This is a genomic window from Nonomuraea sp. NPDC049637 (assembly GCF_040675235.1).
GTDB lineage: Bacteria > Actinomycetota > Actinomycetes > Streptosporangiales > Streptosporangiaceae > Nonomuraea.
This window is the reverse complement of the sequence record NZ_JBFAOM010000003.1, coordinates 55,547-69,396: the sequence shown is the minus strand read 5'-3', so window position 1 is coordinate 69,396 and position 13,850 is coordinate 55,547. Positions and strand designations below refer to the sequence as shown.

Sequence of the window (13,850 nt, the reverse complement as noted above, 5' to 3'; positions counted from 1 at the left end):
AGGGCGCGAACGTGCGAACCATGACTCTCTTGGCCCGGCTGACCGCGGTCGCCGCACTGAGCTGCGCGCCGCTCGCGGCGCTCGCCGCACCGGCCGCAGCGCAGACGGCGGGAGCGGCCGGGGCGACGCAGGCGGGGCCATGGAAGCCGCCGCTGCAGAGCCGCTGGCAGTACCAGCTCCAGGGCAACGCCAAGTACGCCGCCACCGGGGGCGTCAACGTCGACATCTGCGTGGTCCCCCAGTCGGGCGGCGCCTGCGTCCGGCCGGCGGTGTTCGACATCGACCTCTACGCCGACGGCGACGTGGTGGGCAACAACACCACGCTCAACACCGCGGCGGTGAAGGCCGTCCACGCCCGCGGCGCGAAGGCCGTCTGCTACGTCGACGCCGGCTCGATCGAGGAGTACCGGCCCGACTACCAGCAGTTCGTCGCCTGGCACAAGAGCCACGGCAACTCCCTGCTCGGCAAGCCGTTCAGCGCCGAGTTCCCCAACGAGCGCTGGGCCAACATCAACAACGACCAGGGCCAGCGGGACTTCCTGCTGAAGATGATGGAGGCCCGGGTCGACAAGTGCGCCCAGGCCGGCTTCGACGGGGTCGAGTTCGACGTCGTCAACGCCCACGAGGAGGGCAAGTCGGTCACCGGCTGGACCGTCAGCCCCGCCACCCAGCTCACCTACAACAGGGCGCTGGCCGACCTGGCCCACCGCAAGGGCCTGTCCGCGGCGCTGAAGAACGACCTCAGCCAGGCGGCCGAGCTGGTGTCCAGCTTCGACTACGCCGTCAACGAGGAGTGCTTCCAGTACGACGAGTGCGCCAAGTTGAGCGTCTTCGTCAAGGCGGGCAAGCCGGTGTTCCAGGTCGAGTACGAGACGGCGCCGTCGTCCTTCTGCCCTAAGGCGGCCAAGCTCGGCATCAACGCGATCAAGAAGGCCGTGGACTACTCGCTGAAGGACACGCCGTACAAGCCGTGCAAGTGACAGGGGTTCCGCCCGTCACGGGTTAGGGCCCCGGCGGGGGTCTCACGGTCGTCCGGCCGTGACACCCCCATCTGATGTCGTCACAGAATGTGCTCTGGTTCCGTGTGACGGAATGTCAGTGCAGGATACGGAATGGATGCCCTGACGGGCAGGTCACCACAGGTCTGCGCGTCGCGGCACGCGGCGCGGTGCGGTGAGGAAGGACGGCGTCATGCGCGGACTGGCCGGCAAGAGGGTGCTGATCAGCGGGGGCAGCAGCGGCATCGGAGCCGCCACCGCCCGCAGGTTCCTGGAGGAGGGCTCGCGGGTGGTGCTCACCGGGCTGGCCGGCGACGAGGTCGAGCGCACCGTCACCGAGCTCGCGCCGCTCGGCGAGGTGGGCGGGCTGAGCGGCGACGTCAGCTCGCACGACGACGTCGCACGGCTGGCCGCGGGCGCGATCGAGGCCATGGGCGGCGTGGACGTGCTGGTCAACAACGCCGGAACGGCCTGGCGGGAGCCGTTCCTGGAGATCACCCCCGACCATTGGGACCGGATCATCTCGGTGAACCTGCGCGGCATGTTCCTGATGGCCCAGACCGTCGCCCGCCACCTGGTGGAACAGGGGACGGGCGGCGTGATACTCAACATGTCCTCGACCAACGGCCTCGGCGGCGAGGCCGACTACGCCCACTACAACGCCTCCAAGGGCGGCGTGCTGCTGCTGACCAAGACCATGGCCGTCGAGCTCGGCAGGCACGGCATCCGGGTCAACGCCCTGTGCCCCGGCTACATCCGCACCCCGCTGAACGCCTCGATCTCGTCGGGGCTCGCCGACGACTTCGTCTCCGCCTACGAACGCGACCACATCCCGCTGGGCCGGGCCGGGCTCGCCGAGGAGGTCGCCGCCGCCTACGCCTTCCTCGCCTCGGACGACGCCGCGTTCGTGCACGGCACCGAGCTGGTGATCGACGGCGGTCAGCTAGCGATCATGTGAGTCGCCGGGGCGCGGCACCTTCATGGCGATGATCAGGCCGTGCCCGGAGTCGTCGCCGGGACGCAGGCGGGACAGCTCGACGGTGAGCTGCGTCGGCCGTCCGCGGCCGTTGACCGCGTCGAGCGCGACCGTCCTGGCTCCGGCCCGGGCCGTGCCCCCGGCCGGCGTGTCGCGCACGAGCGGGACGATCCGCTCCACCGGCAACCCCGTGCCCAGCGACGCCAGCGGACGGCCCACCGCCTCCCCGGCCCGCACCCCCCACAACTCCTCAGCCTCCGCCCCCCAGATGAGCACCCGCATGTCGGCGTCGAGCACCACCGCCGCGTCGCCCAGCCCGTGGACCAGCGAGGCGGTGATCCGGGCGACCTCGTCGAGCTCGGCCATGCGGGCGACCAGCGCGTCGTTGGCGCGGCGCAGCTCGGCGGCGCGGGCGGTGAGCGCGTCGTGGGCGTGGCGCAGTTCGGCGTTGGCCGAGCGCAGCTCCTCGTTCGCGCGCAGCAGCTCGGCGTTGGCCGAACGCAGCCGGCCGACGATCGCGGACCAGCGATCGGGCGGCGGCAGGTTCTCCTGGCGGTCGGGGGTGATGGGCGTCTCGTCCCGTTGCGGCCGGAGCCGGCGGGTGCCGTGGTGCTCGGAGCGGGGGCCGCGGGCCCGGCGGAAGCAGGCCAGGTGGCGGCTGACCGGCCTGGGCGGGCCGGTCTGCTCGTAGATCTCGACGCCGGTCCCGGCCAGGGCGTCGGGCATCGTGCTGAACAGGGGGATCGCGGTGCCGCCGTGCTCGGTCATGAGCGCGATGAGTCGGCACAGCGCGGGCTGGGCCTCGGCGACGGCCAGGTGGCCGCCCTTCTCCTGCATGGCCCGGTGGGTGATCGCGAGCTGTTCGAGGCCGTTGAGGTCGCAGAACCAGAGGTCGCCCGCCGCGACGATCACGTGCTTCACCCGCGAGCGCGGCAGGGGGTCGAGGAAGGCGGCCAGGATGGGGCTGGTCGTCGAGTCGAGCTCGCCCGCCAGGGCGACCACCAGGGTGGTGTCGCCCACGGGCACGAGCCGTACGGAGAGCTGCATCATCGGATTCGCTCCTTCCCTGAACTCTGCGTGATCGGAGATCGACGCGCAGCAGGGTCCGGCTGCATGCCCCATCCTCCTCCTCCTGCGGGAAAAGAGCCAGGCGCTCACCGAGCGTGAGCGAGGCCCCAGGAGGCTCCCTGGGTGAGCGGGTTGGGCAGCGTCGTCCAGCTATCGCCGGGCGGGGCGCCCGCGAGCCGGGCGAGCAGGTGGGCCTTCACCCGGATCCGCTCGCCGAACAGGGCCTCGCGGTCGGCGCGCACGTCGGGGGTGTCGGGGAGCGCGTCGAAGGCCCGCCGCGCGGCCCGCGCCACGACGGCCCACAGACGTGACTCGGCGGTACGGTCGCCCTCTCCCAGCTGGGAGACGAGACTGCCGAACGTGGTGCCGACGAGCGAGCCGAACAGCTTGGCGTGCAGGACGCCGGGATCGTCGCTGAGCAGCCGCGGGCTGACCGGCGGCGTCCCGAAGCCGTTGCGGGCCAGCCGGGCCGGGCTGATGCGCACGTCGGCCAGGTCGCGGTAGACCAGCTCGACCGGGCGGCCCCGCCGGTCCAGCACGACCAGCAGGTTCTGGCCGTGGGCCTCCAGCGCGACGCCGAGGGCCAGCAGGCCGAGCGCCGCCGCCGTCGCCACGCCGGCGAAGGCCGCCAGCCACTCGCCGGCCTCCTCGCCGCGCGGCGCGTCCCACTGGCCCGGGGCGGTGAGGGCGGCGACGGGCAGCACGGTGTGGCCGGGCACGCGGGGCGTCGGATCGCGCAGCATGACCGACAGGTCGGCGGTGTGCTCGCCGCGCACGGCCCCCGCGGCGCCCGACAGGTAGCGGGCGATGCGCGGACGGCCGCCGAGCCGCGCCGACAGGGCGGTGAGCAGGTCCGACAGGGGGACGCAGTCGCGTACCGAGCCGGGGGAGATGTCCCTGACGCCGGAGGTCATCCGGGCGGTGAACGCCGTCTTGAGGTGCGGGCCGCCGTCCAGGGGCGCGAGGGTGCGTACGGACATCAGCGGATGGCACGGCAACGCCCCGATCGCGTACGGGCGCACCCCCAGCCCGGCCAGCACGTGCCGGGTCTGCCAGGGGTGGACGGGCAGCAGCAGCCGGTCGCCGTCCATGAGCGAGCCCGGCCACGGCCCGGTGACCAGGCATTCGGCGGCGGGCACCGCGACCAGGTCGAGCGCGACGACGGGCCGGTGCTCCGGCATGTACGCCAGTTGCTCGGCCACCGACACCCCCGGCCGGTTGCGGCAGCCCGGATGGTAGGGATGGCCGTCGACCACGCTCTGCTCGTACCGTTCCGGTCCCGGCTCGCGCGGCGGGGAGGCCGCGCCCGCCCGGGACAACGCCAGGGAGGCGACGCTGTTGTCCAGGTCGGCGACCAGCCCGTCCGCGCCGGGCAGGCCGAGCGCCGCCAGCAGCTCGGCCGGGTCGCGGTAGGGGACGCCGTCCAGCCGCAGCACCGGCTCGTCGGCCAGGTCGTAGGGCAGCCGGGCCCGGCCGGTCAGCTCGCGCCCGTCCGAGAGCCGTACGCACAGGCCGTCATCCGCGGCGACCGGCGCGGCGAGGCCCGGCAGGGGCTCGCAGAGCAGGCCCCGCCACAGCCGTCCCATGACGGCGGCCCGCGCCCCCGGCAGGGCCGCGGCGTAGCCGGGCGTGAGGTCCGGGCGCACGGCGGCCAGCTCCCGCGCGAACCGCGCCGCAGAATGCCGCATGAACCCCCCCGGTCACCAGGAACATGCCCAGGTGAGAACCCTGTGGACACTGATCGGTACAAAAGGGTAGGACAGGTCGCCATGGCATATATCGACGGCCTCCTCCCACCGGCCGGTCCGGCACCCGAGGCGCACGACCACCAGGCCGCGGACGAGGCCACGGCCCTCGCGGTGACGGCCCTGCTCAACTGCCTGCTCCGCGAGGTGGCCCAACCCGCCGAGGACGGCGGGTGGCTGCTGCCCGCGACCGGGCACACCCTGAACGTCCGCCCCGGACGGTACCCCGGCGCCCCCGCCCTGCGCACCCCCGACGGCCCGCGCCCGCTCTCCCTGGCCGCCCTGGTGGCGCTCACCGAGGACGAGCTGCGGACGCGCACCGGCCACGCCAACCCGTCCCTGGCCAAGGAGATCATGGAGAGCAGGGACGTCATGGCCGCGCTGCTGTCGGCCCAGCGCGCCACCACCCCGCCCGCCGACCTGTACCTGCGCTCGGAGCAGGCGCTCGTCGCCGGTCACCGCTACCACCCGGCCCCCAAGGCGCGCGGCGGATCAGGCCCGGACGCCTGGCTGCGCTACTCGCCGGAGGCGCGCGCGAGCTTCGTGCTGCCGCTGCTCGGGGTGCCCGCCGAGGCGCTGGTCGAGCAGGGCGACGCGAGCGCGCTCGACCGGCTCGGCCCGCCCGCCCCCGACGGCCTGACGCTGCTGCCCGCCCACCCCTGGCAGGTGGAGCTCCTGGGCGGCCTCAAGGAGCTGCGCCACCTCGGCGTCACGCCCGAGCGGGCGGTGGCGACGGCCTCGATCCGCACGGTGTACCTGCCGGAGGCGGACCTGTTCTGCAAGTTCAGCCTGGACGTGCGGATCACCAACGACATCCGCCGCCTGTGGCTGCACGACCTGCGCTGGCTGGGCCTGATCGACGACCTGCTGGGCGTGGCGTTCGACGACCTGCCCGCGCACCGGCCGCGGCCCGCCGTCCTCGGTGACCGCGGTTACCGCAGCCTGGAGCTGGGCGGGGACGGCGGCGAGGCGCTGGCGGTGATCGTCCGCGACGGGCTGGGCGGGCGCCTGCGACCGGGGCTGACGGCGCTGCTGGCCGCCGGGGTCAGCGAGGGCTTCCCCGGCAACCCGCTGGACGGCCTCGACGCCGGCCAGGCGCTCGTTTGGTGGCGGCGTTACCTCGACCACGTCGTGCCGCCGGTCCTGCACGCCTACTTCCGCCACGGCGTGGTGCTCGAATGCCACCTGCAGAACGTGCTCGTCGGCGTGGACGACCGGGGCCTGCCCGGCCAGGCGATCTTCCGCGACCACGAAGGGGTGAAGCTGACCGCGGACCGCCACAGCCTGCCCGGCGCCCGCACGCCCGTCGTGAGCCCCGCCTACGGCTGGGAACGGCTGCTGTACTGCCTGGTCGTCAACAACCTCTGCGAGATCGCCGGAGCCGTCGCCGAGCGGCACCCCGAGCTGCGGGACGAGCTGTGGGCCGAGGCCGGATCGGTGTTCGCCGGCTGCGCCGAGGACCACGGCGGTCCGGAGGAGCTGCGCGAGCTGCTCGCCGGCGCGTACGTGCCCGCCAAGGCCAACCTGCTGCTGCGCTGGCTGGAGGCGGACGGCGCCGACATGCGCTGCGTGCCGACGCCCAGCCCTTTGCGACTCTTTACGCCATAAGCTATCCTCGCCGAGGGCAACAGTTTACGGTGTATCGAATTCAGGGAGGCCGCCGGTGACCACGGCGACGCTGCACGACGGAAGCACCATCGAGACAGAGGTCCACGGCTCCGGCCCGGTCCTGCTCCTGGCCGTCAACCCCCAGCCGATCGAGGGCGAGGCGGCCGAGGAGATGCGGAAATGGGGGGCCGACCCCGCGCTCGGCCGCTCGCTCATCGACGGCCTCTCCGACGGCTTCCGCGTCGTGGCCTTCGACTACGAGGGCCACGTCCTGGCCCGTCCCAAGCCGGACACGCTCACCCCCGGCAACGTGGCGGCCGACCTGCTCGCGGTGGCCGACGCGGTGGGGGCCGACCGGTTCGCCTACTACGGCTACTCCTGGCTGGCCCTCAGCGGCCTCCAGCTCGCCCTGCGCACCGACCGGCTCTCGGCGCTGGTCATGGGCGGCTTCCCGTCGCTCGGCGGGCCCTACGCCGAGATGCTGAAGGTCACCGAGGCCACGTACCGGATGGCCGTCGAGCCGAAGACCGCCACGCCGCCGGCCACGGGAACGGGCGAGCCGGGCGACTGGTCGTCGACCGAGGTGACCCTGAGCGAGGGCCAGGCCAGGCAGTTCGCCACCCTGTACCGGGCGCTGCGCGGGTTCGACGACAGCCAGGTGCGCCTGTCCTGCCCCCGCCTGTGCTTCGTCGGCTCGGCCGACGAGATCGTCTACGACGAGCGGTGGGGCGGCGCCCACGTCAGCATCGCCGGCCCGGTGGTCCGCGAGCGGGCCGCCATCGAGGCGCTGGGCTGGGACGTCGAGGTGCTCGACGGGCTCGACCACGCCGGGGCCATGCAGGCGGCGAACGTGCTGCCCATCCTGCGGCCCTGGCTGGAGAAGGCGCTGTTTCCCCCGGCCTGAGCTGGGCAGTTGCCCCGGCGGGTCGGGGAACGGGGGGACCATGGCGAAGCGGAACGGCCGCGACGGCGTTCAGCCGGTCGACGAGCCCATCGGGCAGCTTGAACTCGTGCACGCCTTCGAATCCGGCCCGATGCCGACCGGCGTCACGGTCTCCCGTGCCGGCCGGATATTCGTGAACTTCCCCAAATGGGGTGACGACGTTCCGGCGACCGTGGTCGAGCTGCGCGACGGCGACGTCGTCCCCTACCCCGACCAGGAGTGGAACACCGAGGCCGACGAGCCGTCGAAGTGGCTGGTCTCGGTGCAGAGCGTGGTCGTCGATCCCATGGACCGGCTGTGGATCCTGGACACCGGCAGCCCGATGTTCCGGCCCACCAGGAAGGGCGGGCCGAAGCTCGTCTGCGTGGATCTGGAGACCGACACCGTGGTCAAGGTCATCATGTTCGACCGCGGTGTCGCCCTGGAGACGTCCTACCTCAACGACGTGCGGTTCGACCTGCGCAAAGGGGTCGCCTACCTGACCGACTCCGCCGACAAGGGGCCCAACGGGATCATCGTCGTCGACCTGGCCAGCGGGCAGGCGTGGCGCCGGCTGCACGACCACCCGAGCACCAAGGCGCAGCGGCCGCCGGACTTCGTGCCCGTCGTGGAGGGCCGGCCGTTCCTGGAGCGGCCGCAGGACGGCCCGCCGTCGCCCGTCCTGATGGGGTCGGACGGCATCGCGCTCCCGGCCGGCGGCGAGCGGCTCTGGTACTGCCCCCTGCTCTCCCGCCGCTGGTACAGCGTGTCCACGGACGCCCTGGTCGACCGCACGCTGGACGACGCGGAAGTGGCGGCGACGGTCAGGGACGAGGGCGACAAGGGCGGCTCGGCCGACGGCCTGGAGGCCGACGACGCCGGGCGCATCTACCTGACCGACTGGGAGCACAACGCGGTGCTGCGCCGGATGCCCGACGGCACGATCGACACCCTGGTCCACGACGCCCGCCTGCTCTGGCCGGACACGCTGTCCGTGGCCGACGGCCACCTGTACGTGACCGCCAACCAGCTGCACCGGCAGGCCAGGTTCCAGGAGGGGCGGGACCGGCGGCGGTACCCGTACGCGCTGTTCCGGGTGCCGATCGACGCCGGGCCGGTCCGGCTGGTCTAGCGGCGCGGGCGGGCGGGGACTGGGTCATGGTTTGCCGCCTTCCCCTACGCGGTATGCCCGCTACGTAGAGGTACTGATCGGATACCGAACGACGTCATCGCTGAACCTCTGCAATGGCCACTTGGGGGGCTTAAGGCCGATGAATGCCGCTAAATACGACTGGTTTCCTGACGGCGTGACCGTCCTGGGGGCGTCATGTCGCTGAACGCACGCATCGGCAGGATCGAGAGCCTGCTCGAACGGGCCGAGCCGCCCGCCGTCGAGCTGGCCCAGGCCCTGCTCGACCTCTACGGCGAGGGCCTGACGCGGATCATGGCCGCGGCCGACGACGACCTGGCCGCCCGGCTGGCCGCCGACGACGTGGTCGCGCACCTGCTGCTGCTGCACGACCTCCACCCGATCGACGTGCGGACCCGGGTCGAGGACGCGCTGCGCGGCACCGGCGCCGAGGTGGTCGCCGTCGAGGGCGACCTCGTACGCCTGCGGCTCCCCGACGACGGGAGCTCGGCGGACGCGGTGCGCCGGGCGGTGCGCGACGCGGCCCCCGAGGTCGAGCAGGTCGAGATCGTCGGGTCGGCGTCCGGCGTGGGGGCCGGCAGATGGACCACGTGAGACGCATCGCCCGCGCCGTCCTCTACGGGGGCTACCTGCTGTGGCCCAGCCGCCACTCGGCCTCGCCCGGCCGGCGGCGCTGGACGTTCGGCGGCGTGCACCCCGAGTCCTACGGCCGGGCGCACGAGGGCAACCCGTGGCTGACCCAGACCCAGTGCCTGCTGGAGGCCGGCGGCGACGACGTCGTGGACGTGCACGTGCGCTTCCTGCACCTGGTCACCTGCGAGGTGGCCGTGCGGCGCGCGGGCGAGCTGGTCTGCGTGCCCGAGCTGACCGTCGGCGGCGCCCGGCACCTGCCCAGGGAGGAGGCCAAGGAGCGCGAGGTGGCCGAGACCGGGCTGCGCCTGGCCGACCTGCTGGCCCGCCCGGTCGGCATGGAGATCCACGTGCCGCCGGGCCAGCGGGCCGAATGGCTCGACGGCGAGGGCGTGCTGCTGCGCGGCTGGGAGGCGCTGAGCGGCCGGGCCGAGGTGTTCGCCGAGCGGCTGCGCGAGGGCCTGTTCCGGCTCACCGTCCGGGTGGCGAACACCAGCCCGTGGCAGGGCGACTCGCGCGCGGAGGCCATGAAGCACACCCTGATCTCCGCGCACACGGTCGTGAGCTCGCCGGGCGGCCGGTTCGTCTCGCTGACGGAGCCGCCCGAAGGGCTGCGCGCGCTCGCCGCGGGCTGCCACAACATCGGCACCTGGCCGGTGCTGGTGGGCGAGGAGGGCGACCGGCACACGATGTTGTCGGCCCCGGTCATCCTCTACGACCATCCCAAGGTCGCGCCGGAGAGCGGCACGTTCGACGACACGGAGATCGACCAGCTCCTCGACCACTGCGCCGCGCTCACCCCGGAAGAGCTCATGCGGCTGCACGGCACCATGCGGGAGACGTGACATGGACACTCGGTACCCGACGGAACGGCAGGCCCCGGCCGAGGCGATCGTCGACGGCGTGCGGCTGGCCCCGGGCAGCCGGGTGCGCCTGCGCCCGAAGAGCCGCGCCGACATCCTCGACCTCGCGCTCAACGGCCGCCTCGCGGTGATCGAGAGCGTCGAGCGGGACGACGACGGCGGCTTCCACGTCGGCGTCACCCTCGCCGGCGACCCGCTGCGCGACCTGGGCGAGTCCAGGCTGCCGTGCCACCGGTTCTTCTACTCGGCCGAGGAGCTCGAACCGGTCGGAGGGGGCTGCCGCCCGCGCGTCCTGGTGGCCGGGATCGGCAACGTCTTCCTCGGCGACGACGGCTTCGGCGTCGAGGTCGTGCGCCGCCTGGCCGACGACGACCTGCCCGCCGACGTGCTCGACTTCGGCAGCCGCGGCCTCGACCTGGCCTACGCGCTCCAGCGCGACTACGAGGCCGCGATCCTGGTGGACGCCGCGCCGCGCGGCGAGCCGCCGGGCACGCTCACCCTGCTCGAACCGGACATGCCCGGCCTGGACGTCCCCGGCGGCATCGCGGCCGAGAGCCACGGCCTCGACCCGGTCAAGGTGCTGCGCATGGCCCGCGAGCTCGGCCGGGTGCCCGCGCGGGTGCTGGTGCTGTGCTGCGAGCCGGCCCGGCTGGTCACCGACGACGTGCTGGTGGAGCTGAGCGAGCCGGTGCGCGGGGCGGTCGAGGAGGCGGTGCGGATGGTGCGCTCGCTGGTCATGGACGTGCTGGCGGAACGGGCCTGACCTCGTCGGGCGGAACGGGCCTGGCCCCGTCGGGGGCGCCGGGCACCGAGCGCATGCGACCGATGATGGCGGTCGTCGAGCGGTCGGGCAGGTAGTCCAGCACCAGCACCTCGCCGCCGAGCGAGCGCACCAGCGGCGCCTCCGGCAACATCTCCGGGGTGTAGTCGCCGCCCTTGACGTAGATCTCCGGCCTGATGAGCCTGAGCAGGCGTTCCGGGGTGTCCTCGTCGAACTCGGTCACGTAGTCCACGTCGTTCAGCGCGGCCAGCACCGACATGCGGTCCTCGCACGGGTTGAGCGGGCGCCCCGGGCCCTTGAGCCGGGTGACGCTGGCGTCGCTGTTGACCGCGACCACGAGCACGTCCCCGAGCTGCCCCGCCTGCTCCAGGTAGCTGACGTGGCCCCGGTGCAGCACGTCGAAGCAGCCGTTGGTGAACACGATCCGCTCGCCCCTGCGCCGGTGCTCGTCCAGGAGCTGGGCCAGGCGCTCGGCCGCCTGCACGGTGCCCTCCTGGCGGCGCAGGGCGCGCAGCAGCTCGTAGCGGGTGCAGATGGACGTGCCGGAACGGCGTACGACCACGCCGGCCGCGGCCTGGCCCGCCTCGGCGGCCTCCTCCGGCGTCGCGCCGGCGGCCAGCCAGAGCGAGAAGGCGGCGGTGTAGGTGTCGCCCGCGCCGGTCGCCATGTGCTGCGGCGCGGGCCGGGCGTAGGTCCGGTACGGCGGGCAGCCGGCCCGGTGCAGCAGCGTGCCCTCGCCGTCCAGGGTGGTCACCACGATCCGGGCCCCGGTGGCGGCCAGGATCTGCGCGGAGCGCGCCATCAGGTACGCCGGCCGGTCGGCCGCGGCGTCCACCGTCTCGCCGAGCAGGCCCACCACCTCGGCGTAGTTGGGCAGCACCGCCGCCGGCGCGCACTCGACCCAGGGCGCGACCGCGTGCGCGTCCACCACGAGCAGCGGCAGCCCGGCCAGCGCCCGGCGCACCGCCGGGGTGAACACGCCGCCGCCGTAGTCGCAGGCCACGACGACGTCCGCGCCGGCCACGGCCGCGGAGACGCGGGCCAGCAGCTCGCGTTCGGCCTCGGGCGGGATGACGTCGAGGTCCTCCTCGTCGTAGCGGGCGGTGAGCTGGCCGCTGGTGACCAGCCGCCGCTTGTGCGCGGTACGCCGCCCCGGCACCGCCTGCAGGTCCGTCTCCACGCCGAGCAGGCGCAACGCCTGGACGAGCTGGTCGCCGCAGGCGTCGTCGCCCACGACGCCGACGAGCCGGACGCGGGCCCCGAGCGCCGCCAGGTTGGCCGCGGTGTTGCCGGCCCCGCCCGGCGCGTCCTCGACCGCCTCCAGGCTCATCACGGGCACCGGCGCCTCCTGGGCCAGCCGCTTGGCCGAGCCGTGCAGCCACGAGTCGAGCATGACGTCGCCGACGACGACCGCGCTGACCGTCTCTTCCCTCAGGGTGCCCATAGAAGGCGAGTACCTGTAGAAGCCCAGCTCAAACGCATATCGGCTCAAATAGGTTCGTCCGAAACCGAAGTTATGGACCATCCCTGCCGGGTAGCCCGGCCGCTATGTACGGCCCTTCGGACACCGGGCCGCCGCCCAGGCGGGGCTGCCGCCCGGAGCTGCCGGTCACTGTCGCGGACAGGAGCGCGGAATGCTACGACTACATGCCGGGGACCCCATGACGGCCCGGCCGGGCCTGGTCGAGGGCGTGCGGAGCATCGCCGTCCTGCGGGCCAACGCGATCGGCGACTACCTGGTCGCGCTGCCGGCCATCGAGGCGATCAAGGCGGCCTACCCCGACGCCCGGCTCACCCTGCTCGGCACGCCGTGGCACGCCGAGTTTCTGTCCGGGCGCCCCGGGCCGGTGGACGACGTGGTGGCGCTGCCGCCGATCACGGGGGTCTCGACGTCGGAGACCGGCTACCCGGTGCCCGGCGGGGCCCGCGCCGAGCTGCGGGAACGGGCGTTCGACCTGGCGGTGCAGATTCACGGCGGCGGGCGCTTCTCCAACCCGTTCATGCGGTCGCTCGGGGCGCGGGTGACCGCCGGGCTGCGTTCCCCGGACGCCGAGGAGCTGGACCGGTGGGTGCCCTACACGTACTTCCAGCACGAGACGCTGCGTTTCCTCCAGGTCGCCGAGCTGGTCGGCGGGGTCGCCGAGCGGCTCGAACCGCTGGTGGCCGTCACCGCCCGCGACCGGGCGGAGCTGGCCGAGTCGTTCGGCGAGCCGCCGGCCGGGCTGGTCGCGCTGCATCCGGGGGCGACGGACCCGCGGCGGCGCTGGCCCCCCGAACGTTTCGCCGAGGTGGCCGACCGGCTGGGCCGGCCCGTCGCGGTCACCGGGAGCTGGGCCGAGAAGGACCTGGTGGAGGCGACGGTCGCGGCCATGCGCGGGCGCGCGCAGCCGGTGATCCCCGTCGTCGGCACGCTCACCCTCGGCGGCCTGGCCGCCCTGTACGAGCGCTGCGCCCTGGTGGTCGCCAACGACACCGGCCCGCGCCACCTCGCCGCGGCCGTCGGCACGCCCACGGTGGCCGTCTACTCGTGCGTCAACGTCATCAACGCCGGGCCGCTCAGCAGGACCGCGCACCGGCCGCTGATCTCCTGGACCACCCGCTGCCCGACGTGCGGCGCGAGCGGCGTGGACGTGGAGGCGGAACGCTGCGAGCACGACGGGACGTGGGTCGCCGACGTCTCGGTGGACGACGTGACGGAACAGGCCGAAGACCTACTGAAGGGATACCGGGATGACTGACCAGGCCGTGCTGGACGAACTGCAGGAAGCTCTGGACGAGGCGTTCCGCGGACGGGACCGGGTGGCGATGCGCGAGGTGTACGCACGGGTCTCCGCGCACGTGCACATCCCCGCCGACATGCTGGCCCATCTCAACGAGCTGCCCGAGGGCAGCTACTCCAGGGAGGAGATGGCCGAGGCGATCAACGACGTCATCAGGCGGCGCGGCGAGCAGGACAGCCTGGGCCTGCTGAGCATCCCGCGGCAGCGGCCGGTGGAGGAGACCGCCGCCGCCGAGCGGGCCGTCGCCGACGACACGCCGCTGGAATCCCTCAACCCGCCCGGCAACCCGCCGGACGACGGCCAGGCCCCGGAGTTCCGTGAACCGTAGA

13 protein-coding genes are annotated in these 13,850 nt (G+C 73.6%); 10 read left to right on the top strand and 3 right to left on the bottom strand.

The window, feature by feature from the left end; genetic code table 11:
* The first annotated feature begins 20 nt into the window (after positions 1–20).
* Complete coding sequence (locus AB0J71_RS05065) at positions 21–980, top strand: endo alpha-1,4 polygalactosaminidase (RefSeq protein WP_364412845.1); 960 nt, start codon at positions 21–23, stop codon at positions 978–980.
* 211 nt (positions 981–1,191) lie between these two features.
* Positions 1,192–1,956 carry an SDR family oxidoreductase gene (locus AB0J71_RS05060; RefSeq protein ID WP_352320720.1) on the top strand — a complete coding sequence of 255 codons (765 nt, stop codon included), beginning with the start codon at positions 1,192–1,194 and terminating at the stop codon, positions 1,954–1,956.
* On the opposite strand, the gene AB0J71_RS05055 is transcribed toward AB0J71_RS05060, so the two are convergent.
* A complete protein-coding gene (locus AB0J71_RS05055; protein ID WP_352320718.1) occupies positions 1,942–3,024 on the bottom strand; it encodes an STAS domain-containing protein in 1,083 nt (360 codons plus the stop codon). The two genes, AB0J71_RS05060 and AB0J71_RS05055, sit on opposite strands and share 15 nt — an antisense overlap.
* A 104-nt stretch (positions 3,025–3,128) precedes the next feature.
* Entirely contained in the window at positions 3,129–4,730 is a 1,602-nt protein-coding gene (locus AB0J71_RS05050) for an IucA/IucC family protein (RefSeq protein ID WP_352320716.1), read from the bottom strand.
* Positions 4,731–4,811: 81 nt separating this feature from the next.
* On the opposite strand from AB0J71_RS05050, the gene AB0J71_RS05045 reads away from it, so the two are divergent.
* The 6 genes from AB0J71_RS05045 (at position 4,812) to AB0J71_RS05020 (ending at position 10,723) form a co-directional block, all read left to right on the top strand.
* Complete coding sequence (locus tag AB0J71_RS05045; RefSeq protein ID WP_352320714.1) at positions 4,812–6,395, top strand: IucA/IucC family C-terminal-domain containing protein; 1,584 nt, start codon at positions 4,812–4,814, stop codon at positions 6,393–6,395.
* 55 nt (positions 6,396–6,450) lie between these two features.
* Positions 6,451–7,299, top strand: a complete 849-nt coding sequence (locus tag AB0J71_RS05040) for an alpha/beta fold hydrolase (protein ID WP_364412842.1) — start codon at positions 6,451–6,453, stop codon at positions 7,297–7,299.
* Positions 7,300–7,339: 40 nt separating this feature from the next.
* Positions 7,340–8,449 (top strand): L-dopachrome tautomerase-related protein, encoded by a 1,110-nt coding sequence (locus tag AB0J71_RS05035; RefSeq protein ID WP_352320712.1) that lies wholly within the window; start codon positions 7,340–7,342, stop codon positions 8,447–8,449.
* Between the two features lie 195 nt (positions 8,450–8,644).
* Positions 8,645–9,061 (top strand): hypothetical protein, encoded by a 417-nt coding sequence (locus AB0J71_RS05030; RefSeq protein WP_352320710.1) that lies wholly within the window; start codon positions 8,645–8,647, stop codon positions 9,059–9,061.
* Positions 9,058–9,942: a hypothetical protein gene (locus tag AB0J71_RS05025; RefSeq protein ID WP_364388907.1), complete on the top strand. Its 885-nt coding sequence runs from the start codon at positions 9,058–9,060 to the stop codon at positions 9,940–9,942. The genes AB0J71_RS05030 and AB0J71_RS05025 overlap by 4 nt, the downstream gene beginning before the upstream one ends.
* A gap of 1 nt (position 9,943) precedes the next feature.
* Complete coding sequence (locus tag AB0J71_RS05020; RefSeq protein WP_352320706.1) at positions 9,944–10,723, top strand: hydrogenase maturation protease; 780 nt, start codon at positions 9,944–9,946, stop codon at positions 10,721–10,723.
* Here the strand turns inward: AB0J71_RS05020 and rfaE2 are convergent.
* A complete protein-coding gene (gene rfaE2, locus AB0J71_RS05015; protein WP_364412839.1) occupies positions 10,695–12,185 on the bottom strand; it encodes a D-glycero-beta-D-manno-heptose 1-phosphate adenylyltransferase in 1,491 nt (496 codons plus the stop codon). The genes AB0J71_RS05020 and rfaE2 overlap by 29 nt on opposite strands.
* 190 nt (positions 12,186–12,375) lie before the next feature.
* Between rfaE2 and AB0J71_RS05010 the strand changes: the two genes are divergently transcribed.
* Positions 12,376–13,479: a glycosyltransferase family 9 protein gene (locus AB0J71_RS05010; protein ID WP_364412837.1), complete on the top strand. Its 1,104-nt coding sequence runs from the start codon at positions 12,376–12,378 to the stop codon at positions 13,477–13,479.
* Positions 13,472–13,849, top strand: a complete 378-nt coding sequence (locus tag AB0J71_RS05005; RefSeq protein WP_352320700.1) for a hypothetical protein — start codon at positions 13,472–13,474, stop codon at positions 13,847–13,849. Before AB0J71_RS05010 ends, AB0J71_RS05005 begins: the two co-directional genes overlap by 8 nt.
* Position 13,850: the final 1 nt, after the last annotated feature.